The sequence below is a fragment of the Paenibacillus sp. J5 genome (genome assembly GCF_054955055.1).
The window spans coordinates 142361-163546 of the sequence record NZ_JBUEDD010000005.1 but is presented as its reverse complement, the minus strand read 5'-3'; the positions used below and the strand labels follow the sequence as shown (position 1 = coordinate 163546).

The window sequence follows — 21186 nt, the reverse complement described above, 5'->3', positions numbered from 1 at the left end:
GGCTAAAGGGGCTTGTTGAGGCCTATAGGCGTTAACTGGCCTGCATAGAGGGGCATAGAGCATATGAAAAGGGGTTGCCCAGAGACTTAGTCCGCACTGACTTTCTGGGCAACCCCGTTATTTGTTCATAGAGGAAGATTGCTTCCGTTACTATCCGCCCGTTCATGTCAGCCGTTGAGTAAAGGAAGGCTAGCACCCTGAGTACTCCGAGTCTGGAGAATGGCAGTCGCAGTTCTGGAAATTTAGAGTACCCTAGGAGGAGGATGAAAATTAACATTCGTCGTTTTGTATTATGTGTGATAGTTGCTTTGGTCACTTTCTATAGTTACTATTATTTTTTTCATAGTCGAACTACAATGATCGGGACAATAAAAGGAAAAAACTATCCTTATATTCATGTGAGAAAGGAGAATGGTGAAGAAGTGACAATCAAAGCTCCCGACATTGTTTTTCCATTGCTTTTAGAGGGTCATGAATATGGGATTGGTTATAGCGAAAACTTAGTAAGACCACCGTTCCTAACCTACATCTCACCATTGATCAAAAAATAGATGCAATTTCTTGTCTAGGCGAAACCACACTTTTTATAGATATAGTGAAGAGGTGTTTTCGCCTAGGGCGTGTCTGAAAACTCTGAACGGAACAGATCTGGCCGAATTTTCGTTCCAGGCAAGGCGCTTTTTCGCAGGCGTACCGGGGGTACGTCAAGAAAAAGCAACGTAGCATGGGTCGAAAAGGCGGGGAGAGATGCCCTTGAACGGGTGTTCAGACACGACCTAGTTAGTTCAAGCGATTAGAAATTAGCTGGTTTCCATCGTTGTGCCAGGCAATAAAAAATTCCTGTATCAGCTCCTTGCGGGGCAGGTACAGGAATTGTCTGTTCATAACAGCGTGAGCATTGTTCCCGGAAATACAAGCGAATAAGAAATCTGGGATTCCTTAATCCGCTTCTATCCCTTACATAAACCTATCTGATCTGCATGGCTGCAGAAGAAGTTCTTATGCTTGAGCCGAAAGAGCGTTAAGCTTTTTCGCCAGACGGGATTTCTTACGGGCAGCCGCATTTTTATGAATCAGGCCTTTCGTAACGGCTTTGTCCAATTTCTTCGTCGCAACGATCAGAGCAGCTTTTGCTGCTTCTACATCTGTTCCTCCGATGGCTTGGTCAGCAGATTTAACAGCCGTCCGAAGCGCGGATTTCTGAGAAGCGTTAAGAGCGCGACGTTTCTCGTTCGTTTTCACACGTTTGATAGCAGATTTAATGTTTGGCATGGCTTTCACCTCCTGTACAGGAAAAAAACTAGATACAGCTAGATAACACAACTCTAGACATATTATCATGACTAAGCCCAGATTGCAATAGCCTCTCCTTCCGTAGCCCTCGCATAAAAGAGACGGGCGGGCGCACACTACAACCAGAACGTGTCTTAAAACCCGCTCAAGGGCATACCGCACCGTCTTTTCGCCCCTGCTGCGTTTCCTTTGCTTGGCTACCCCCAGGTAAGCCCCCGAAGGAGCGCCTCGCATAGGGGAATTCGGCAGCATCGGCTCCCTGAGAGCTTTAAGACACGCCCTAATTCGTCGAGGGGAGTGGCAATGATGAGCGAGTTGGATCTTCAGCAGTATTCGGTAAGAACGGATTTGGCGCTTGAGGCCAAGGAGATAGCGGAGCAGGGCGGCGAGGCGCTGCAGGGTGTGTCCATGACGACGATGAATGACCATGGCATTCAGATTACCCGCCTCACGGTCGAGAACGAGCAGGGCTCCCAGGCCATCGGCAAAATGATCGGCAACTATGTGACGCTTGAGGTGCCCGGGCTCAGGAAGCAGGATACGGAGCTGCAGGATCGAGTTGCAACTCATTTTGCCAAGCAGTTTGAGCTGTTCTTGCAGCAGACCGGGCTCAGTGCTCAAGCCAAGGCGCTGATCGTCGGGCTCGGCAACTGGAATGTTACACCCGATGCGCTCGGACCGATCGTCGTGGAGAATGTAATGATTACCCGCCATTTCTTCGAGCTGATGCCTGATGAGGTTGCTCCTGGCTATCGCCCGGTGAGCGCAGTGTCTCCAGGGGTGCTCGGCATTACGGGCATCGAATCGAGCGATATTATCAAGGGCATCGTCGAGCAGTCGAAGCCGGATTTCATCGTAGCAATCGATGCGCTGGCATCCAAAGCGATCGAGCGGGTGAACACAACGATCCAAATTTCGGATACAGGCATCCATCCCGGTTCGGGCATAGGCAATAAGCGGCGTGGCATTACGAAGGAAATTATGGGCGTCCCGGTCATCGCCATCGGCGTGCCGACGGTCATGTTCGCTTCCACCATCGTCAACAATTGCATCGAGCTGATGCAGAAGCATTTCCAGACGCAAACCACCAATACAGGACAAATTCTGGGGCTCCTTGATTCGATGGAGGAGCATGAACGGCTCACGCTGGTTAAGGAGATTCTATCGCCGATGGGTCATGACCTGCTCGTCACGCCCAAGGAGGTAGACGAGTTCATCGAGGACATCGGCAATATCATTGCCAGCGGACTGAATGCGGCGCTTCATGACGCGGTCGACAGCTCGAATGTCGCGGCTTATACGCATTAAGCGGCTGCGCTGGCAGCAGCATAGCTTGTCTTTAGGCTCCTTCTTCCCTTGGTGGCAGAAGGGGTCTTTTGGCATGGCACCTACCAAGCTCCAAGAGACGGCTCGTAGACCGTGTATGTCCCATCCTCGCGCGTTCGCAGGCATCGCTGCGGTCAGGCACATGTCTGCGACTCTAGAAGTCTCTTGATTGGGATTCGTCATAGCAGTTCTACCAGCGGCGCAACTCTCATAGGATGATAGTGAAGCAAGAGATAAGGCTTGGAGGAATGTCCTATGAGAAGATGGACGGGCACTATATTTCGTCATGGAAGCAGCGAGCGCATTCGGCAGCTTCTTGTTGGAGGCAAGACATTTGCAGTTCTATCTTTAAGCTCCATGGTGTTTTTTGTTGCGGCTGGATTAGGAGGCATGCTCCATCAGGAGGCCTCCACCTCGCCGCTGTCCTCTATGAAAGGCTTTGCCGCAGCAGTATCCAGCCAGTTGTTTTCCGAGATGCTGGGCATGGAGCTTCCAGCCTTCGAGGGCAGTCAGCAGCCGGGTGAGAAGCTGCTAGGCAAGCAGACCGCGGCCTTCATGCTGCGAGTGCTGACCAATGTCAATCCCGCCGACCCGCGCAGTCTCGTCGCCTCAGAGCTGCCAGGGCTTAGTGCAGATGATGCGGTGCTGCTGCGCTCAGGCAGCGGCGGAGCAGGGGGAGCAGGCCCGAAGGATCAGCAGCCGATTCCAGTTGCTAAGGGACAGGAATCCTCTGAGGGCGCAGGCGGCAAGACTCCGAAGCAGCCTGGTGGGCAGGCGGCAGCAGAGGGCAAGGAGCAGGAGGATAAGGAAAGCAAGCCTCAGGAGAGCAAGCCTAAGGCGTCCACTCCTAATGCAGACAGGAAACAGGTGTTCATCTATCACTCGCATCCGAGGGAATCGTGGTATACGACAGGCAACAGTAAAGCGGACTCCAAGACGGACAATATTACACTGGTCGGTAAGCGGCTGGCGGAGAGACTTGAAGAGGAAGGGATTGGCGCGCTGCATTCCGACACCGATTATTCGACCGCGATTAAAAACTATCGTTGGGAGTTATCCTATAAGTATTCAAAAGAAACGGTGAAAAGTGTAATGGCGGAGCAGCCGGAGTTGAAATATCTGTTCGATCTTCATCGCGACTCCCAGCGACGCAAGCATACAACAGCGACGATTGATGGCAAGGATTATGCACAGGTGTTCTTCATTATTGGTCATCGCAACCCGGAATGGAAGAAGAACGAAGTGTTCGCCACCAGGCTGCACGAGGCGCTGGAGGAGGAGTACCCGGGCATCTCACGCGGCATATGGGGCAAGTCGGCGGCGACAGGCAACGGGGAATACAATCAATCACTGTCCGAGAACAGCGTCCTGGTCGAGGTTGGAGGCGTGGACAACACATTGGAGGAATCCTATCGAACTGTCGATGCGCTCGCAAAGATTATTTCCAAGATATATTGGGAATCCGAGCAAGCCGAGAAGGCGACGGCCCCGGCAGCGCCGCGCAAGAGCTGAGGAGGCGCAGCGTTGACTACATTTCAGCCATGGATGAAAGGAGAGCGGGAGATGAAAAAAAATCATTCGCTAAAGTGGGCGCTCATAGGCGCTGCACTCACGGTCATATTCATGTATGGCCTCGATATGGCCTCCTCTGGCATCGAGCGCGTGTACGGACCGATTCAGCAGCAGTCGGGTTCTGCTGATGGGGAACAGCGAGAATCGGCATCGTCGCAGCCAAGCGGTTCTCCTCAGGCCGCTATCCAAGCTGGCGAGACATTCGCCGGGGACACGGAGCAGCCCGTGCAGACGGCGCAGCCCCCCACGCAATCGGTATATGGCCCCCATCTGCAAGATCGTGACGTTGCCGCGTACCAGCCGCTAGAGCCCCGGCTTCCAGGCGCATACGGCGAGTATAGAGAGCCGACTGTCAATCGCATGGCCGACCAGACGGCAGGCATGCTCCAGTCGTTGTCGAGCAGCGGAATTCGGCTCGTGGTCTCGCTGTTCGATTCATTCACCAACTAATGAGACTCCAGGTCATTGCTGGGCGGTGCATCAACTGATATAATGAGAGGATATTGCATTTGACTGGGTGTGGGGGTTAAGCATGGCAGACGTTCGTGAACGACAGAAGAAGATTCGCAACTTTTCAATTATTGCCCATATAGACCATGGGAAATCAACGCTGGCAGACCGGATCTTAGAGTATACCGGGGCACTGTCCAACCGGGAGATGCAGCACCAGGTGCTCGACCAGATGGATCTGGAGCGGGAACGCGGCATTACGATCAAGCTGCAGGCGGTACGCCTGGCTTACCGCGCCGATGACGGCGAGGAATATTTGCTTAATCTGATCGACACGCCAGGGCATGTCGACTTCACGTATGAAGTATCGCGCAGCCTGGCGGCCTGCGAGGGCGCGCTGCTCGTGGTGGATGCGGCGCAGGGAATCGAAGCGCAGACATTGGCCAACGTCTATCTGGCGCTGGATAATAATCTGGAGATTCTCCCTGTCATCAACAAGATCGATCTGCCGAGCGCCGAGCCAGAGCGCGTCAAGCAGGAGATTGAGGATGTTATCGGGCTGGATGCGAGTGAGGCGGTGCTTGCTTCGGCGAAGGCCGGTATCGGCATCAAGGAAATATTGGAGCAGGTCGTTAAGCAGGTGCCCGCTCCGACAGGTGACCCGGATGAGCCGCTTAAGGCGCTCATATTCGATTCCCACTACGATCCGTACAAGGGCGTTATTGTCTATGTGCGCGTAATGGATGGTAGCATCAAGGCCGGCAAGAAAATTCGCTTCATGGCGACAGGCGCCGAGTTCGAGGTGATCGAGGTTGGCGCCTTCAAGCCGCGGATGACGATCGTCGACGAATTGGCTGTCGGCGATGTTGGCTTCGTTGTAGCCGGCATCAAGAATGTGAAGGACACGCGCGTCGGGGATACGATCACCGAAGCGAAGCGTCCGGCTCCTGAGCCGCTTCCTGGCTATCGCCGCATCAATCCGATGGTATTCTGCGGTCTGTACCCGATCGAGACGCAGGACTACAACGATCTGCGCGAGGCACTGGAGAAGCTGGAGCTGAATGACGCATCCCTGCGCTATGAGCCGGAGACGTCCACGGCGCTGGGCTTCGGATTCCGTTGCGGATTCCTGGGGCTGCTCCATATGGAGATTATCCAGGAGCGTATCGAGCGGGAATTCAATATTCCGCTCATTACAACGGCGCCGAGCGTGGTCTACCGTGTAACTCTGACCAATGGCGAGATGATCGAGATCGACAATCCGTCCAACTACCCGGAGGCCGGGAAGCTTGAGTTTGTCGAGGAGCCGTATGTGAAGGCTTCGATCATCGTGCCTAACGATTTCGTGGGCTCCATCATGGAGCTGTGTCAGGGCAAGCGCGGCGAATTCGAGAATATGGAGTACCTGGATACCAATCGCGTCACGATCGTGTATCATATTCCGTTGTCGGAGATCGTCTATGACTTCTTCGATCAGCTCAAGTCGAGCACGAAGGGCTACGCTTCGTTCGACTACGAGGTGGCAGGCTACCGCAGATCGAATCTGGTCAAGATGGACATTATGCTCAACAGCGAGCAGGTGGACGCGTTGTCGGTCATCGTGCACCGCGACCGTGCATATCATCGTGGACGCGCTATCTGCGAGAAGATGAAGGAGCTGATCCCGCGCCAGATGTTCGAGGTGCCTGTACAAGCTTCGATCGGCACCAAGGTCATCGCGCGCGAGACCGTGAAGGCAATGCGCAAGAACGTGCTTGCCAAATGCTATGGCGGCGATATTAGCCGGAAGCGCAAGCTGCTGGAGAAGCAGAAGGAAGGCAAGAAGCGGATGAAGCAGGTTGGTAGCGTCGAGGTGCCTCAGGAGGCATTCATGGCGGTGCTCAAGATCGACGAATAGTCTGCATCCGCATGAATCAAGAAGACAGGCAGGACATGCAAGTCCAGGGGGAGAGCGCTGCTCTCCCCTGCTTGCGTCAGCGGGAAAGGAGCGAGGATGATGCGGACACAGCCTCCGAAGGCGCTGTATATTCATATACCATTTTGTACGAACAAGTGCTTTTATTGCGACTTTAATTCCTTCGTGCTCAAGGGGCAGCCGGTGGAGGACTACCTGGAGGCGCTGGAGCAGGAGATGGTGCGGACGGTAGAGACGCTGCCGCCCCAGACGATTGAGACGGTGTTTGTCGGTGGCGGCACGCCTACGGTATTAACACCTCCGCAGATGGAGCAGTTTTTGGCGGCGGTACGCCGCCATTTTCCATTGTCGGAGCACGTGGAATTCACGATGGAGGCCAATCCTGGCACGACAGATCCCGAGAAGCTGCGCGTCATGCGTGCGGGGGGCGTGAACCGCATCAGCTTTGGCGTTCAGTCCTTCGACAATCATCTGCTGGAGCGGATCGGCAGGATTCATAATGTGGACGATGTGTACCGCAGCATCGATAATGCCAGGGCGGCGGGCTTTGACAATCTGTCGATCGACCTGATGTTTAATCTGCCTGACCAGACGCTCTCCACGCTGGATGACAGCGTGAGCAAGGCGCTGGAGCTTGGGCTGCCGCATTACTCGCTATATGGGCTGAAGGTAGAGGAGAATACGCTATTCCATACGCTCTATCAGCGGGACGAGCTGCCGCTGCCCTCCGAGGATGAGGAGCTGGAGATGTATCTGCTTATTATGAACCGGCTGAAGCAGGCCGGGCGGGAGCAGTACGAGATCAGCAACTTTGCCCTGCCTGGCTTCGAGAGCCGCCATAATATGACGTACTGGCGCAATGAGCCTTACTATGGTCTGGGCGCCGGCGCACACGGCTATGATGGTAGCTGGCGTCATATTAATGTCAAGGGTGTCCAGGCCTATAATGACGCTGCTGCGCGCGGTCTGCCGCGGCTCGAGACGCGCCAGGTGGAGCTGTCCGAGTCGATGGAGGACTTTATGATGGTGGGCTTGCGTCTGCTGTCTGGTGTGACAGCCGAGCGGTTCCGGCAGCAGTATCCGGGGTATGAGATGGGCGAGCGCTTCGGTGACACGCTGGAGCGGCTTGTTGCAGGCGGATTGCTTGAGTTCATCGCTCCCGAGAACCGGTACCGGCTAACGGAACGGGGTGTGCTGCTGGGCAATGAAGTATTCGGGGCGTTTATCAGTTGAAAAAACAGTATTGAATATATAAACCTTATGTTGTATATTTATTCATATTGTTATAGAGAAGGAAGGTTGCGATAGGATGTCAACAAGGTGGAGGGAAGCAATGCAGACGGTTGTGTGCAGGAAGGCTACGGAGGCAGATGTGGAGGCTTTATACGAACTGATTGAGGATTATGCGCAAAAAGGAATTATGCTTCCGAGGTCGCGCCAGGCTCTCTCCAGACTGATTGACACCTTTGTCGTAGCCGAGATTGATGAGCAGATTGTGGGCTGCGGCTCCTTGTTCCAGCTCGGCGCTGATCTGGTCGAGATTCGCTCGCTGGGGATTACAGATGGACATAAGGGGCAAGGAATCGGCAGCAAGCTGATGGAGAAGCTGCTGGAGGAGGCGGGGCGGCAAGGGCTGCCCAAGGTGATGGCGCTCACCTATGAGGTCAGCTTCTTCCTCAAGAACGGCTTCCATGTCGTGGACAAAGAGATTTTCCCGGAGAAGGTATGGACGGACTGTGTGAATTGTCCGAAGCAGCACGCCTGTGATGAGATTGCGGTATTGCGCGTGCTCGAATAGCAGCGATGCCATGCTAACGGCTTCCGCATAAAATATGCCAGTTAAAATGCTGAACTGACTTGACAACGCTCGAGTTGGTTTGGTATTTTTGTAATAACGATTAGCACTCTAGCTCAATGAGTGCTAACGAGGGAGATGAGAGGATCATTGTATATTGATGGGAGGGGTTCGAAATGCTGACTGAAAGGCAAAAAATGATTCTCAATGCGATCGTGGACGATTACATCCGTTCAGCAGAACCTGTCGGCTCGCGCAGTATTTCCAAGCGGGGCGGCGTAGGCTTTAGTCCGGCCACCATACGCAATGAGATGGCGGACCTTGAGGATTTGGGCTTTTTGGAGCAGCCGCATACTTCTGCGGGGCGTGTCCCTTCCACCAAAGGCTACCGCTATTATGTTGATCATCTCGTCAAGCTCGGAGAGGTAAGCGAACAGGAGCTGGATCGAATCCGTACCTTCCTGGCGGACAAGATGAATCAGATGGAGCAGGTCATACAGCATGCGGCAACTATTTTGTCTAATATGACAAACTATACATCCATCGTGCTCGGGCCGGAGACGTTCAGCAATACGCTGAAGCATTTTCAATTGGTGCCGCTGAACGAGAACACAGCAGTCGCGATCATCGTAACCAATACCGGACATGTCGAGAACCGGACGGTATCGATTCCAAGCGGAATAGATATGTCGGAGATGGAGAAGGTAACTCGCATCTTGAACGAGAAGCTGGCCGGCGTTCCGTTTGCCCGGCTTCGTTCCCGCCTGTACTCGGAGATTGGGCAGGAGCTGGGTCGATATGTGAGCCATTATGAGGACTTCATGAATATTCTCAGCAATGTGCTTACTTCCAGCGAGAGTGACAGCCGCGTCATCGTGAGCGGCACCTCCAATATGCTGATTCAGCCGGAGTTCAAGGACGTTGACAAGGTCAAGACGCTGCTGGAGCTGTTCGATGAGCAGCCTGCACTGCTCAAGCTGGTTTCATCCTCCCCTGGAGGCATTCAGGTGAAGATCGGCTCTGAAAATAATCATGAAGCCATTACCAACTGCTCGCTCATTACAGCTACGTATACCATCGATGGCCACTCGCTTGGCACGATTGGCATACTGGGTCCGACCCGGATGGAATACGGCAAGGTGATCAGTCTGCTGGATGTCCTGTCCAAGGATATGGCTGTCTTGCTCGGCAAATGGTATAAATAAGATTGGACTATAATAAGGAGGTGAAGCATTCGTGACCACGAATAAGGACATCGTCAACGAGCATGAGACGGTGAATGAGGAAATCGAACAGACCGCGCAGGCGGCTGAGGAGATAGAGGCGGAGGAGCAGACAACCGCTTCGCAAGACTCTTCCTCTACAGAGGAAGATGACGTTAGACTGAATGAACTGCATAAGCAGGTGGAGGATGCCCAGCAGCGCGCGCTGCGTGCTCAGGCAGACTTCGACAACTATCGCCGTCGCACGATCAAGGAGAAGGAGGAGCTGGCGCAGTACGCTTCTATGAAGCTGATTACTGAGCTTCTTCCGGTAATTGACAACTTCGAGCGTGCACTCAGCGCTGCCCAGACAGCGGAGGACAAGGACTCTTTCATTAAAGGTGTCGATATGATCTTCCGCCAGTTCAACCAGGTTCTCCAGCAGGAAGGGCTTGCTCAGATGGAGACTGTAGGCCAGCCGTTCAACCCGGACTTCCATCAAGCCATTATGCAGGTGGAATCCGATGAGCATGAGGAAGGTATTGTTGTCGAAGAGGTTCAACGCGGTTATATGTTAAAAGATAAAGTATTGCGGCCTGCGATGGTAAAAGTAAGCGGCTAACGTGCAATGGACAATGACAAGGAGGAGCTTGTATGAGCAAAGTAATCGGTATTGACCTTGGAACCACCAACTCTTGCGTAGCGGTTATGGAAGGCGGCGAGGCCGTCGTTATCCCGAACCCGGAAGGAAACCGCACGACTCCGTCTGTAGTGGGCTTCAAGAAGGACGGAGAGCGGATTGTTGGCGAATCAGCAAAACGCCAAGCGATCACTAACCCTGACCGCACAGTTATCTCTATTAAGCGTCATATGGGCTCCAGCTACAAGGAGAAAATTGACGACAAGGAATTTTCGCCGCAGGAGATTTCGGCGATCATTCTGCAGAAGCTCAAGTCGGATGCCGAGGCGTATCTGGGTCAGCCTGTAACCCAAGCGGTTATCACGGTACCAGCATACTTCAACGACAGCCAACGTCAAGCAACGAAGGACGCAGGCAAGATCGCCGGTCTGGAAGTGCTGCGTATCGTCAATGAGCCGACAGCAGCAGCGCTTGCTTACGGCTTGGAGAAGGCAGAGGATCAGACCATTCTCGTGTATGACCTGGGCGGCGGTACATTCGACGTCTCGATTCTGGAGCTGGGCGATGGCTTCTTCGAAGTGAAAGCAACCAGCGGCGACAACAAGCTGGGCGGCGATGATTTCGACCAGGTGATCATCGATCATATGGTTGCCGAGTTCAAAAAAGAGCATGGCACGGATCTGTCCAAGGATAAAGCGGCTGTGCAGCGTCTGAAGGATGCGGCAGAGAAAGCGAAGAAGGAACTGTCTGGCGTGCTGACGACGACCATCTCGCTGCCGTTCATTACGATGGTAGACGGCGTGCCGCAGCACTTGGAGATGAACCTGACCCGCGCCAAGTTTGAAGAGCTGGCGGCGCCGCTTGTAGAGCGCACGCTTGGCCCAACTCGCCAGGCTCTGAGCGATTCCGGCCTGTCCACCAGCGAGATCGACAAGATTGTCCTGGTTGGCGGCTCGACCCGTATTCCTGCTGTACAGGAAGCGATCAAGAAGCTGACCGGGAAGGACCCGCACAAGGGCGTGAACCCGGATGAGGTTGTAGCTCTGGGCGCTGCTGTTCAAGCAGGCGTACTGACTGGCGAAGTGAAGGATGTTGTTCTGCTTGACGTAACACCTCTGTCGCTGGGTATCGAAACGGCTGGCGGCGTGTTCACGAAGATGATCGAGCGTAATACGACCATTCCGACAAGCAAGTCCCAGGTGTTCTCCACCTATGCTGACAGCCAGACCAGCGTTGAGATTCACGTGCTGCAGGGCGAGCGCCAGATGGCTAACGGCAACAAGACGCTTGGACGGTTCATGCTGGGCGATATTCCGCCAGCACCGCGTGGCGTGCCACAGATCGAAGTTACCTTCGACATTGATGCCAACGGTATCGTGAACGTGTCTGCGCTTGACAAAGGCACAGGCAAGAGCCAGAAGATCACCATCACATCCTCCAGCGGACTGAGCGACGAAGAGATCGACCGCATGGTGAAGGATGCCGAGCTGAATGCTGAGGAAGATCGTCAGCGTCGCGAGCTTGTCGAAGCGAAAAATAACGGCGACCAACTGGTCTATACCGTAGAAAAAACCATCAAGGATCTTGGCGACAAGGCGGACGCAGGCGAAGTGGACAAAGCGAACGCAGCCAAGGAACAACTGAAAAAAGCGCTGGAGGGCGACAATCTCGATGAGATTAAAGCGGCTACCGAGGAGCTGACTCAAATCGTTCAGCAGTTGTCTGTCAAGCTCTATGAGCAGGCGGCACAGGAGCAGCAGGCTCAAGGCGGCGAAGCCGGCGGAGATGCGAAGGGTAAAGATAATATAGTCGACGCCGATTACGAGGTTGTAGACGACAAAAAATAAAGCATGAGCTTAACTGCCCATGATCACGCAAGGTCAAAGTCCGTATCGGCTTTGACCTTCGTTGAAATATAAGGAAGAATAGGTTTTGCCCTTATTTTGGCTTATATTTCTACGTGAAACGGTTGTGTCCGTCTACCAACGGCAGCAACCGTTTGCGCTTGTGAATGGGGGTTGAACCGGCATGAACCAGTTGGGGGTGACTTGCATTGGCGGAGAAACGGGATTATTACGAGGTGCTTGGGATCGGCAAGGACGCCTCTGAGGATGATATTAAGAAATCATATCGGAAGCTGGCGCGGCAATACCATCCAGACGTCAATAAGGCGCCGGATGCGGAGGAGCGGTTCAAGGAGGTCAAGGAAGCCTATGATGTGTTAAGCGATGGCCAGAAACGGGCGACCTATGACCGCTACGGACATGTGGATCCGAATCAGGGCTTTGGCGGCGGCGGCGGCGGAGATTTCGGCGGCTTCGGCGATATTTTCGATATGTTCTTTGGCGGCGGCGGCGGACGGCGCGATCCGAATGCGCCGCAGCGCGGCAATGATCTGCAATATACGATGACGATTGAATTCAAGGAAGCGGTATTCGGCAAGGAGACGGATATTCAGATTCCGCGAACCGAGAGCTGTGATACCTGTCATGGCTCCGGAGCGAAGCCGGGCACAAGGCCGGAGACATGCGGCGTCTGTCATGGGTCTGGACAGCAGGAGGTCGTGCAGAACACGCCGTTCGGACGCATCGTGAACCGTCGCGCCTGTACGAACTGCTCCGGCACGGGCAAGGTGATCAAGGATCGCTGTACGACGTGCCAGGGCGCAGGCAAGGTGAAGAAGCAACGCAAGATTCATGTGAAGATTCCGGCAGGTGTGGACGAGGGCGCACAAATTCGTCTGTCTGGCGAAGGAGAGGCTGGCTTGCGCGGCGGCCCATCGGGCGACCTGTACATCGTCATTCGCGTCAAGCCTCATGATTTCTTCGAGCGCGATGGCGACGACATCTATTGCGAATATCCGCTAACATTTGCCCAGGCAGCGCTCGGCGATGAGATCGAGATTCCGACGCTGACGGAGAAGGTGAAGCTGAAAATTCCGGCGGGCACACAGACAGGCACCTATTTCCGACTCAAGGGCAAAGGGGTGCCGCGACTGCGCGGCTATGGACAGGGCGATCAGCATGTTAAGGTGACGGTCGTCACGCCGACCAAGCTGACCGACGAGCAGAAGGAGCTGCTGCGCCAGTTCTCAGGCATGAATAACGAGGCGCCGCAGGAGCATCATGAATCGCTCTTCGAGAAAATGAAAAAAGCATTCCGCGGCGAGTAGTCCCGGCGGATATTGTCAGAAACAGGCGGAGCATATTCCGCCTGTTTCTGTTTAACAATAATGACGTTTGGCGATTACAACCAAGGAGGCTTGGCTACGCATGAAACAATCAGAAGCGATAACATTCAGCACAGCAAGCAAGAATCGTAACGGCAAGCTGCCGGTTGCAGCAGCAGAGGATGTGGAGTTCTCCGCGGAGCAGGCTGATGCGGAGGATCTTGAGGCGCAGGAGCGCGCAGCAAAGGCCGACCGTCGGCAGCAGCTATGATGGAGCAGGTGCAAGCGGTATTTAGCGTGCAGCGGCAGGCCAGGGAAGCCGAGCTGAAGCTGCAATCGCTGCGTCTGCGGCCGAGTATGGGCGGCGATGATGGCATGACGTTGACGGCGGAGGTATCTGCCGAGCTGCTGGAGCTGGCGTTGCATGTCATAGATGATAGTGGCGGCACCGCTAGAGACTTAAGCGACCGAGCAGCGGTACCGAGCCTCGCGAGCGCCATGCCCTCTGGGCAGTCCAGCGGCAGTATGTAAAGCAGCTCTCCCTTTCAAGCTGTACGCTTGGGGGAGAGTTTTTGTGTCTACCTCGTAAGGCGGCTCTAACCGTCTGTGTAGGGTAGCACAAGATCATGCTTTAATGCTTTGTGCCTCTGCGCCATCTGGTGTAAAATAGATAGCATTATAGGGGCAGTACATAGAGGAGGAAGCAAAGTTGAAGTGGCATGAAATAACGATCTCGACTTCCGAGCAGTCGATTGAGATGATTACGAATTTTTTGCATGAGCTGGATGCGGACGGGGTATCCATCGAGGAATCCGGGACGTTGAATCGCAAGCGGGATACCTCGCTGGGACAATGGTACGAGCATCCGCTGAATGATATTCCCGAGGGGCAGGCGGAGATTAAGGGCTACTTCCTGGAAGGAACGGATATGGTGGCGCTGGAGCATCAGTTGCGGGGACAGATCGATGGGCTGCGCGAGTTCGGCATTGAGCCTGGCGACTATACGATCGTGCAGGCTATGGTGGACGAGGAGGACTGGTCGGAGGCGTGGAAGCAATATTTCAAGCCGCTGCGTGTGTCGGATCGGCTGACGATCAAGCCAACCTGGGAGGAGTACGAGCCGGGCGAGGGAGAGGCGATCATCGAGCTTGATCCGGGCATGGCCTTCGGTACGGGCACCCATCCGACGACGGCGTTATGTCTGCGGACGCTGGAGAAGGTGATTCAGGGCGGAGAGTCCGTCATTGATGTCGGCACCGGCTCAGGCATTCTGGCTATCGGGGCGTGCCAGTTGGGCGCGGATCGCGTGCTGGCGCTCGATCTGGACCCGATAGCTGTGAGCAGCGCGACCGAGAATGTGAAGCTGAATCGGCTGGAGAGCCGTGTGCAGGTGCATCTGAGCGATCTGCTGGGCGTCATCAATGCCCGGAACAGCGGAGCAGCAGGCGCGCCGGAATTAAATGTTCAGGTGCCCGTGGATCTGATTGTGGCCAACATTCTGGCCGAAATTATATTGTTGTTCGTCGAGGATGTCTATGCGGCGCTGAAGCCGGGCGGCATCTATATCGCTTCTGGCATCTACGAGAACAAGGAATCGGCCGTGGAGGAGGGGCTGGCAGCATCGGGCTTTGAGGTGCTGGAGCGCTACCGCGAGGATAACTGGATTGCCTTCGTGGCAAGAAAGCCGCAGGTGTAGTCCGTGGAGCTGCTGGAACGCTGGACATGGTATCCGCTGGAGGATCTGCCGTTCATCGTGCTCGTGCTGATCATTGCGTTCAGCGTGCATGAATGGGCGCATGCCTATTCCGCCTACAAGTTCGGCGACCGCACCGCGTACAACGAAGGGCGGGTGACACTGGACCCGCGCGCGCATCTGGATGTGGTCGGCACACTGCTCATTCTGATTGCGGGCTTCGGCTGGGCGCGGCCGGTTCCGGTCAACCGGAATCGCTTCAAGCATCCGCGTGTGATGGGGATTATCGTCTCTGCGGCCGGCCCGCTCAGCAATCTGCTGCTGGCGATCATCGGCATCACGGCTGTCTATGCGCTCAACCAGGCGGAGCTGCTGTATGCCGGCTCGCCGGGGGTGACGAAGGCGCTGGTTCACTTTTTATATTATTTGATTACGATGAATTTGCTGCTGTTTCTGTTCAACCTGATTCCGCTGCCGCCGCTTGATGGCTACCGCATCATCTCCGATGTGCTGCCACAGCGCGTGCGCCTGCGCTTGGAGCAGCAGGAGCAGTGGGGAATGTTTATTTTCCTGCTCATCGTATTCATTCCACCGCTGCGCGCGGTGACGCTCGATCCGCTGTTTGCGCTGTCCGGGCCGATTCGGGGAGCGTTTCAGTCGATGCTGGAGCTGGTTTTTGCCCCGGTAGACTGGACGCAGTTCATCCTGACGTTCATGCGCTAAGCTGGCGGCAGGAAAAACATTAAGTGTGGCATATGCAGCGCAAAACGTGTATGATGAAGCTTGGAACTTGAACAAATGAGGGATTGGCGATATGCAGCGATACTTTATTGCGCCGGAGCAATTCGGAGAACATACAGTAATGATAGATGGCGAGGATGCCCATCACCTGCTCAAGGTGATGCGCATGAAGGCCGGAGATGAGATTATCGTCTGCGATGGCCTGGGCAAGTCTGCTAGGGCTAAGCTGACGGTGCTGCAAGCTGGACAGGCTGAGGCGGACATTACCGAGTGGCTGGAGGCGTCCGCTGAGCCGCTGTGGAAGGTGACGGTCGCGCAGAGTCTGCCCAAGGGGGACAAGCTGGAGACGGTCATTCAGAAGGGAACAGAGGTGGGAGCTGCGGCTTTCATCCCCTTCCAATCGGATCGCAGCATCGTGCAGTATGACGGCAAGAAAGAGGAGAAGCGTCGGCAGCGCTGGAGCAGGATTGCCAAGGAGGCTGCCGAGCAGGCGCATCGCGAGATCATTCCGCATATCGGCGAGGTGCATAGCTGGAAGCAGTTGCTGCAGCGGATGGCGGAGTTCGATCTGGTGTTGTTCTGCTATGAGAAGGAGGGCGGAGCCGCAGGCAGCGGCATCGCTGATGCGGCACGGTCATTTCACCGCAGCCGCGGCGAGAGCCAAGAGGCGTCCATCCTGCTCGTCGTAGGGCCAGAGGGCGGGTTCACCTCGCAGGAGGCTGAGCAGGCGCTGGCAGGCGGCGCGCAGCTCGCAGGTCTTGGCAAGCGAATATTGCGGACAGAGACGGCGGCGCTCGTAGGGCTGACCTGTCTGATGTACGAATCCAATGAGATGGGAGGAGCATGAAGACCATGCCATCTGTAGCTTTTTATACACTGGGCTGTAAAGTGAACTTTTATGATACGGAGGCCATCTGGCAACTGTTCAAAAACGAAGGGTATGAGCAGGTTGATTTTGAATCGACCGCTGACGTATACCTGATTAATACATGTACGGTGACGAATACAGGGGACAAGAAGAGTCGGCAGATAATTCGCCGTGCGGTGCGCCGCAACCCGGATGCGATCATCGCGGTGACCGGCTGCTATGCGCAGACATCCCCGGCCGAGATTCTGGCAATTCCCGGCGTCGATCTGGTGATCGGCACGCAGGATCGCGAGAAGCTGATGGACTTCGTCCAACAGATTCATACCGAGCGCAAGCCGGTCAATGCGGTGCGCAACATTATGAAGACCCGCCAGTTCGAGGAGCTGGATGTGCCGGATTTTGCCGAGCGCACGCGCGCGTTCTTGAAAATTCAGGAGGGCTGCAACAACTTCTGCACCTTCTGCATCATTCCATGGTCGCGGGGCTTGTCGCGCAGTCGTGAGGCGCAGAGCGTGCTGAATCAGGCGCGTCAGCTTGTGGCTGCAGGCTACAAGGAGATCGTGCTGACGGGCATTCATACGGGCGGCTATGGAGATGATCTGGACAACTACCGTCTGTCCGATCTGCTGGAGGATCTGGACAAGGTGGATGGTCTGGAGCGGATACGGATCAGCTCGATCGAGGCCAGTCAGATTGACGAGAAAATGATTGAGGTGCTGAACCGTTCGGACAAAATGTGCCATCATCTGCACATCCCGCTGCAGGCAGGCAATGATGATGTACTGAAGCGGATGCGCCGCAAATATACAACAGCAGAGTTCGCGGAGAAAATCCGGCTGCTGCACGAAGCGATGCCTGGCGTAGCGATTACGACCGATGTCATCGTGGGCTTTCCGGGCGAGACGGACGAGATGTTCGAGGAGGGCTACCGCTTCATGGAGCAACTGGGCTTTGCGGAGATGCATGTATTCCCGTACTCCAAGCGGACGGGCACTCCGGCTGCGCGTATGGAGGATCAGGTGGACGAGGAGGTCAAGAATGAACGCGTCCATCGGTTGATCGATCTGTCCGAGCGGATGCAGCTTGCCTATGCAGAGCAATTTGTCGGACAAGTGCTGGATGTTATACCGGAACGTGACTATAAGGGTGCGCCGGGCACCGGCTACATTATGGGCTACTCGGGCAACTATCTGCAGCTCGTATTCGAAGGCTCGGAGGAGCTGATCGGACAGCTATGTCGCGTGAAGGTGACTGAGGCCGGCGTCAATGAATGCCGTGGACAACTGGTGCGGGTCATGGAGAGTCAGCCAGCCGCCTCGGGGCTGCGCGTATCTGCGGGCTAATCGCGACGCGGAGGCTTCAGCAATGAATGCCGTGGGCAACTGGTCCAGGTCATGGAGAGTTAGCCCGCGGCTCCGGGACTACGTGTGTCTGTGGGCTGAACCGGGAATCGGGCTTGGTTTGTCAGGGTGAAGGATAGCGAACAGGCAGCCTTCAGCGCAGACTGATGAAGAGACAATGGTAGCTCGTACAGATGTGAGCGGCCTAGAGTGTGTATGCAAACTCTCGGCAGGGAGCTGAGCTTAACTGGCGGCTACCTGCAATTTGCTATATTTAATAGGCAGCGGTGCAAGGATTTTATCAGACAGGCCCGGTATGCGGGTGCTGGCGGTAAAATCCTTGTTGCGCATAAGATCAGAGAAATGAGGGGCGAACTCATGTTGGAAATTTCAGCCGGCGGCGTCGTGTACCGACGCTTGAACAACGAGCTGCAGGTTCAGTTGATTCAGGACCGCTACGGGAAAATTTCGCTTCCGAAAGGAAAGATGGAGGCCGGGGAGACGGTAGAGCAGACTGCGCTGCGGGAGATCGAAGAGGAGACGGGCATGGTCGGGCGCATCGTGGAGCCGATCGATCAGATCAAGTATCGTTATTATGACGCGGTCAAGGGTGCTGTGGACAAGGAAGTACACTATTATCTCGTCGAGGCGGTCGGCGGCGAGCTGCATGCCCAGGTGGAGGAGATCCGCGGCGTAGAGTGGTTCACGCCTCAGGAGGCCTGGCGTCGCCAGAAGCAGTCCGGGTATGACAATAATGACCGCATACTGGCCGGTGCCCTGAGGCTGCTGGGGATACAGGTATAATATCGATGTATGAGCTACCAGACCAAGGCGAGGGTGCTCGGCGGCAGCCCTCTGCTGCGCATATAGGCCCTGTCAGGGCAGAAGGAGAATGGAACTTGAACGAGAGAGCAAAGGTTGTATTGAAGAAAAACCGCAAGCCCCGCCTGGAGCAGGGGCATCCTTGGATCTATGCCGGGGAGATCGAGCGTCTTGAGGGTATAGCCGAGCCGGGAGGTCTGGTGGACGTAGTCGATCATCGCGGGCGGTATGCGGCCACAGGCTACTGGAACGAGCAGTCGCAGATTCGGGTGCGCATCGTCGCATATGAGCCGATCGGGGAGATGGATACGGCTTTCTTCGCCCAGCGCCTGACACGCTGCAAGCAGCATAGAGAACGGTTTGCGCCGGATGCGGCGGATTGCAGGCTCGTCTATGGCGAGGCTGATTTCTTGCCGGGGCTGACCGTCGATCGGTTCGGCGGTGTGCTGGTCGTGCAGGTGTTGACCCTGGGCATGGAGATTCGTCGCGAGCAGCTCCAGGAGGCGCTGGTGCAGGTATTTGCCCCGGAGGGCATCTATGAGCGCAGCGATGTCGGTGTCCGCAGGCTTGAGGGGCTGGAGGAGCGCACCGGCGTATGGTATGGAGAATGTCCGCGGTTGATCGAGATCATGGAGAATGGCCTGCGGCTGGAAGTGGACATTGTCGAGGGGCAGAAAACCGGATATTTCTATGACCAGCGCGAGAATCGCGCGGCCATTGCACCGCTTATGACCGGATGGGGCGCTCGCAGCGGCATTCGCCTTGCTCAGTTGGAGACGGATAACGGCGCGCCCGAGGGAGCGGGTCTGGTGCCGGTCAATGCGAACGGCAAGCCCGTCACTTTCCCTTACTGGGATGGCGCAACTGTGCTGGAGTGCTTCGCACATACTGGAAGCTTTACGCTGCACGCCTGCAAATACGGTGCGAAGAAGGTCACATGTCTGGATGTATCGGAGCATGCCATTGAGACTGCCCGGCGCAATGTGGAGCGCAACGGCTTTGGCGACCGAGTGGAGTTTGTTGTGGCGGATGCCTTTGACTACCTTCGGACGCAGGTCAAAGGGCTGGAGGAGCGGCGAGCGCGCTCGGCTGCAGACAGCTCGAAGATGGATACCTCGAGGCCGCTTGGCGGAACCGGGCGAACCTTCGATGTTGTCATCCTCGATCCGCCGGCTTTTGCCAAGACGAAGTTGGCCGTCGAAGGCGCATGCCGCGGCTACAAGGACATTAATCTGCAAGGATTAAAGCTGGTGAACGAGGGCGGTTATCTGGTGACGGCAAGCTGCTCTTATCATATGCGGCCCAAGCTGTTTCTGGAGACGATCCAGGCGGCGGCAGCCGATGCGGGCAAGACGCTGCGGCTGGTGGAATGGCGTGCCGCAGGCAAGGATCATCCGCAGCTTCTGGGCGTGAGCGAGGGACATTATTTGAAGTTTGCGATTTTTGAAGTATACAGCAGAGAGAAGCTATAACAGCGCCAGGCGGCGGGCTGCTGTCCGCTTGAGGGCGGCCGCTGTACGCCGGGCCGGGGAGAGGGATGTGCTGGTGGAACAGAAGCTATATGAGTTTGCCTGCAAGCTGGCAACGGATGTGGGACAGTTCATACTGTCCAGGATGGACGAGCGCGCTGCCTACGAGCAGAAGACGAATGAGTCCGATCTGGTTACGGCTGTGGACAAGGCGAGCGAAGCGATGCTGATGGGGCGGATAGCTGCACAGTACCCGGAACACTGGGTGTTGTCGGAGGAGACGGATGGCGAGGGGGATTCCTATGAGAAGCTGCGCGCTCGCGGCGACGGGTACGGCTGGATCCTCGATCCGATCGACGGGACGACGAATTTCATTCATGGCGTGCCGCATTTTGCTGTATCCATCGGTATCGTGAAGGACGGGCAGCCGCTGATCGGTGCGGTATATAGTCCGCTGACGGGCGAGCTGTTCTCGGCGCGCGCCGGTCACGGGGCCTACCGGAACAACGAGCCGATCCGCGTAGGCGGCGAGACGCGGCTGTCGCAGGCGCTGCTTGCAACCGGCTTTCACTCCGGAGATTGGCACGCTGGCTCTGCTGTGCTGCCGGAGGTGGCGCAGATGGTCGGGCGCTGCCGCAATCTGCGCATGACCGGGGCGGCGAGCCTCGATATGTGCTGGGTAGCGATGGGGCGGCTCACGGGCTATTGGCACCGTGGGCTGCATCCATGGGACAGCGCTGCGGGCACCATTATCGTCAGGGAAGCAGGCGGCAAAGTGACCGATGAGCGCGGGGAGCCGTATGTGATGACAGAATTTACGATGGTGGCGACGAACGGTTCCATTCATGAAGAGCTGCAAAGCACACTGTTCGCAGTTCGCTAATCGGCAGA

General features: G+C 55.7%; 21 protein-coding genes. 20 read left to right on the top strand and 1 reads right to left on the bottom strand.

Features of this window, described 5'->3' with window-relative positions:
• Positions 1-263: 263 nt before the first annotated feature.
• The gene (locus ACY1JZ_RS10850; RefSeq protein WP_462629151.1) at positions 264-551 is read left to right on the top strand and encodes a hypothetical protein; all 288 of its coding nucleotides are present in this window, start codon (positions 264-266) and stop codon (positions 549-551) included.
• A 448-nt stretch (positions 552-999) separates the two neighbouring features.
• Here ACY1JZ_RS10850 and rpsT read toward each other — a convergent pair whose 3' ends face one another.
• Entirely contained in the window at positions 1000-1272 is a 273-nt protein-coding gene (gene rpsT, locus ACY1JZ_RS10845) for a 30S ribosomal protein S20 (protein WP_270172325.1), read from the bottom strand.
• A gap of 327 nt (positions 1273-1599) precedes the next feature.
• Between rpsT and gpr the strand changes: the two genes are divergently transcribed.
• The 19 genes from gpr (at position 1600) to ACY1JZ_RS10750 (ending at position 21178) form a co-directional block, all read left to right on the top strand.
• A complete protein-coding gene (gene gpr, locus ACY1JZ_RS10840) occupies positions 1600-2601 on the top strand; it encodes a GPR endopeptidase (RefSeq protein WP_462629150.1) in 1002 nt (333 codons plus the stop codon).
• Between the two features lie 273 nt (positions 2602-2874).
• On the top strand, positions 2875-4131 hold the full coding sequence (gene spoIIP / locus ACY1JZ_RS10835) for a stage II sporulation protein P (protein ID WP_462629149.1): 1257 nt from the start codon (positions 2875-2877) through the stop codon (positions 4129-4131).
• 12 nt (positions 4132-4143) lie between these two features.
• A complete protein-coding gene (locus ACY1JZ_RS10830) occupies positions 4144-4641 on the top strand; it encodes a hypothetical protein (protein WP_462629148.1) in 498 nt (165 codons plus the stop codon).
• A gap of 82 nt (positions 4642-4723) precedes the next feature.
• Entirely contained in the window at positions 4724-6538 is a 1815-nt protein-coding gene (lepA, locus tag ACY1JZ_RS10825) for a translation elongation factor 4 (RefSeq protein WP_270172322.1), read from the top strand.
• Between the two features lie 99 nt (positions 6539-6637).
• Positions 6638-7789: a radical SAM family heme chaperone HemW gene (gene hemW / locus ACY1JZ_RS10820; protein WP_462629147.1), complete on the top strand. Its 1152-nt coding sequence runs from the start codon at positions 6638-6640 to the stop codon at positions 7787-7789.
• 100 nt (positions 7790-7889) lie between these two features.
• Positions 7890-8354 carry an N-acetyltransferase gene (locus ACY1JZ_RS10815; RefSeq protein WP_462629146.1) on the top strand — a complete coding sequence of 155 codons (465 nt, stop codon included), beginning with the start codon at positions 7890-7892 and terminating at the stop codon, positions 8352-8354.
• A gap of 173 nt (positions 8355-8527) precedes the next feature.
• Complete coding sequence (hrcA, locus tag ACY1JZ_RS10810; RefSeq protein WP_462629145.1) at positions 8528-9556, top strand: heat-inducible transcriptional repressor HrcA; 1029 nt, start codon at positions 8528-8530, stop codon at positions 9554-9556.
• A 31-nt stretch (positions 9557-9587) separates the two neighbouring features.
• The gene (gene grpE / locus ACY1JZ_RS10805) at positions 9588-10175 is read left to right on the top strand and encodes a nucleotide exchange factor GrpE (protein WP_462629144.1); all 588 of its coding nucleotides are present in this window, start codon (positions 9588-9590) and stop codon (positions 10173-10175) included.
• 32 nt (positions 10176-10207) lie between these two features.
• Complete coding sequence (gene dnaK, locus ACY1JZ_RS10800) at positions 10208-12040, top strand: molecular chaperone DnaK (RefSeq protein WP_270172318.1); 1833 nt, start codon at positions 10208-10210, stop codon at positions 12038-12040.
• Positions 12041-12246: 206 nt separating this feature from the next.
• Positions 12247-13365 (top strand): molecular chaperone DnaJ, encoded by a 1119-nt coding sequence (dnaJ, locus tag ACY1JZ_RS10795; protein WP_270172316.1) that lies wholly within the window; start codon positions 12247-12249, stop codon positions 13363-13365.
• Positions 13366-13465: 100 nt separating this feature from the next.
• Positions 13466-13633, top strand: a complete 168-nt coding sequence (locus ACY1JZ_RS10790; protein WP_270172314.1) for a YfhD family protein — start codon at positions 13466-13468, stop codon at positions 13631-13633.
• Positions 13633-13893 (top strand): hypothetical protein, encoded by a 261-nt coding sequence (locus tag ACY1JZ_RS10785; protein WP_462629143.1) that lies wholly within the window; start codon positions 13633-13635, stop codon positions 13891-13893. The genes ACY1JZ_RS10790 and ACY1JZ_RS10785 overlap by 1 nt, the downstream gene beginning before the upstream one ends.
• Before the next feature lie 178 nt (positions 13894-14071).
• Entirely contained in the window at positions 14072-15058 is a 987-nt protein-coding gene (gene prmA, locus ACY1JZ_RS10780) for a 50S ribosomal protein L11 methyltransferase (protein WP_462629142.1), read from the top strand.
• Between the two features lie 12 nt (positions 15059-15070).
• Positions 15071-15778, top strand: a complete 708-nt coding sequence (locus tag ACY1JZ_RS10775) for a site-2 protease family protein (protein ID WP_442954919.1) — start codon at positions 15071-15073, stop codon at positions 15776-15778.
• Positions 15779-15869: 91 nt separating this feature from the next.
• On the top strand, positions 15870-16643 hold the full coding sequence (locus ACY1JZ_RS10770; RefSeq protein ID WP_462629141.1) for an RsmE family RNA methyltransferase: 774 nt from the start codon (positions 15870-15872) through the stop codon (positions 16641-16643).
• A 5-nt stretch (positions 16644-16648) separates the two neighbouring features.
• Positions 16649-18007: a tRNA (N(6)-L-threonylcarbamoyladenosine(37)-C(2))-methylthiotransferase MtaB gene (mtaB, locus tag ACY1JZ_RS10765; protein WP_270172307.1), complete on the top strand. Its 1359-nt coding sequence runs from the start codon at positions 16649-16651 to the stop codon at positions 18005-18007.
• Positions 18008-18382: 375 nt separating this feature from the next.
• The gene (locus ACY1JZ_RS10760) at positions 18383-18808 is read left to right on the top strand and encodes an NUDIX hydrolase (protein ID WP_270172305.1); all 426 of its coding nucleotides are present in this window, start codon (positions 18383-18385) and stop codon (positions 18806-18808) included.
• A 95-nt stretch (positions 18809-18903) separates the two neighbouring features.
• On the top strand, positions 18904-20298 hold the full coding sequence (locus ACY1JZ_RS10755; protein WP_462629140.1) for a class I SAM-dependent rRNA methyltransferase: 1395 nt from the start codon (positions 18904-18906) through the stop codon (positions 20296-20298).
• A complete protein-coding gene (locus tag ACY1JZ_RS10750; RefSeq protein WP_462629139.1) occupies positions 20270-21178 on the top strand; it encodes an inositol monophosphatase family protein in 909 nt (302 codons plus the stop codon). Before ACY1JZ_RS10755 ends, ACY1JZ_RS10750 begins: the two co-directional genes overlap by 29 nt.
• Positions 21179-21186 lie beyond the last annotated feature (8 nt).

Coding starts and splice junctions, on each gene's coding strand:
- ACY1JZ_RS10850 (WP_462629151.1), top strand. CDS start 264: ATGAAAATTAACATTCGTCGTTTTGTATTATGTGTGATAGTTGCTTTG.
- rpsT (WP_270172325.1), bottom strand. CDS start 1,272: ATGCCAAACATTAAATCTGCTATCAAACGTGTGAAAACGAACGAGAAA.
- gpr (WP_462629150.1), top strand. CDS start 1,600: ATGAGCGAGTTGGATCTTCAGCAGTATTCGGTAAGAACGGATTTGGCG.
- spoIIP (WP_462629149.1), top strand. CDS start 2,875: ATGAGAAGATGGACGGGCACTATATTTCGTCATGGAAGCAGCGAGCGC.
- lepA (WP_270172322.1), top strand. CDS start 4,724: ATGGCAGACGTTCGTGAACGACAGAAGAAGATTCGCAACTTTTCAATT.
- hemW (WP_462629147.1), top strand. CDS start 6,638: ATGCGGACACAGCCTCCGAAGGCGCTGTATATTCATATACCATTTTGT.
- ACY1JZ_RS10815 (WP_462629146.1), top strand. CDS start 7,890: ATGCAGACGGTTGTGTGCAGGAAGGCTACGGAGGCAGATGTGGAGGCT.
- hrcA (WP_462629145.1), top strand. CDS start 8,528: ATGCTGACTGAAAGGCAAAAAATGATTCTCAATGCGATCGTGGACGAT.
- dnaK (WP_270172318.1), top strand. CDS start 10,208: ATGAGCAAAGTAATCGGTATTGACCTTGGAACCACCAACTCTTGCGTA.
- ACY1JZ_RS10790 (WP_270172314.1), top strand. CDS start 13,466: ATGAAACAATCAGAAGCGATAACATTCAGCACAGCAAGCAAGAATCGT.
- ACY1JZ_RS10785 (WP_462629143.1), top strand. CDS start 13,633: ATGGAGCAGGTGCAAGCGGTATTTAGCGTGCAGCGGCAGGCCAGGGAA.
- ACY1JZ_RS10770 (WP_462629141.1), top strand. CDS start 15,870: ATGCAGCGATACTTTATTGCGCCGGAGCAATTCGGAGAACATACAGTA.
- mtaB (WP_270172307.1), top strand. CDS start 16,649: ATGCCATCTGTAGCTTTTTATACACTGGGCTGTAAAGTGAACTTTTAT.
- ACY1JZ_RS10760 (WP_270172305.1), top strand. CDS start 18,383: ATGTTGGAAATTTCAGCCGGCGGCGTCGTGTACCGACGCTTGAACAAC.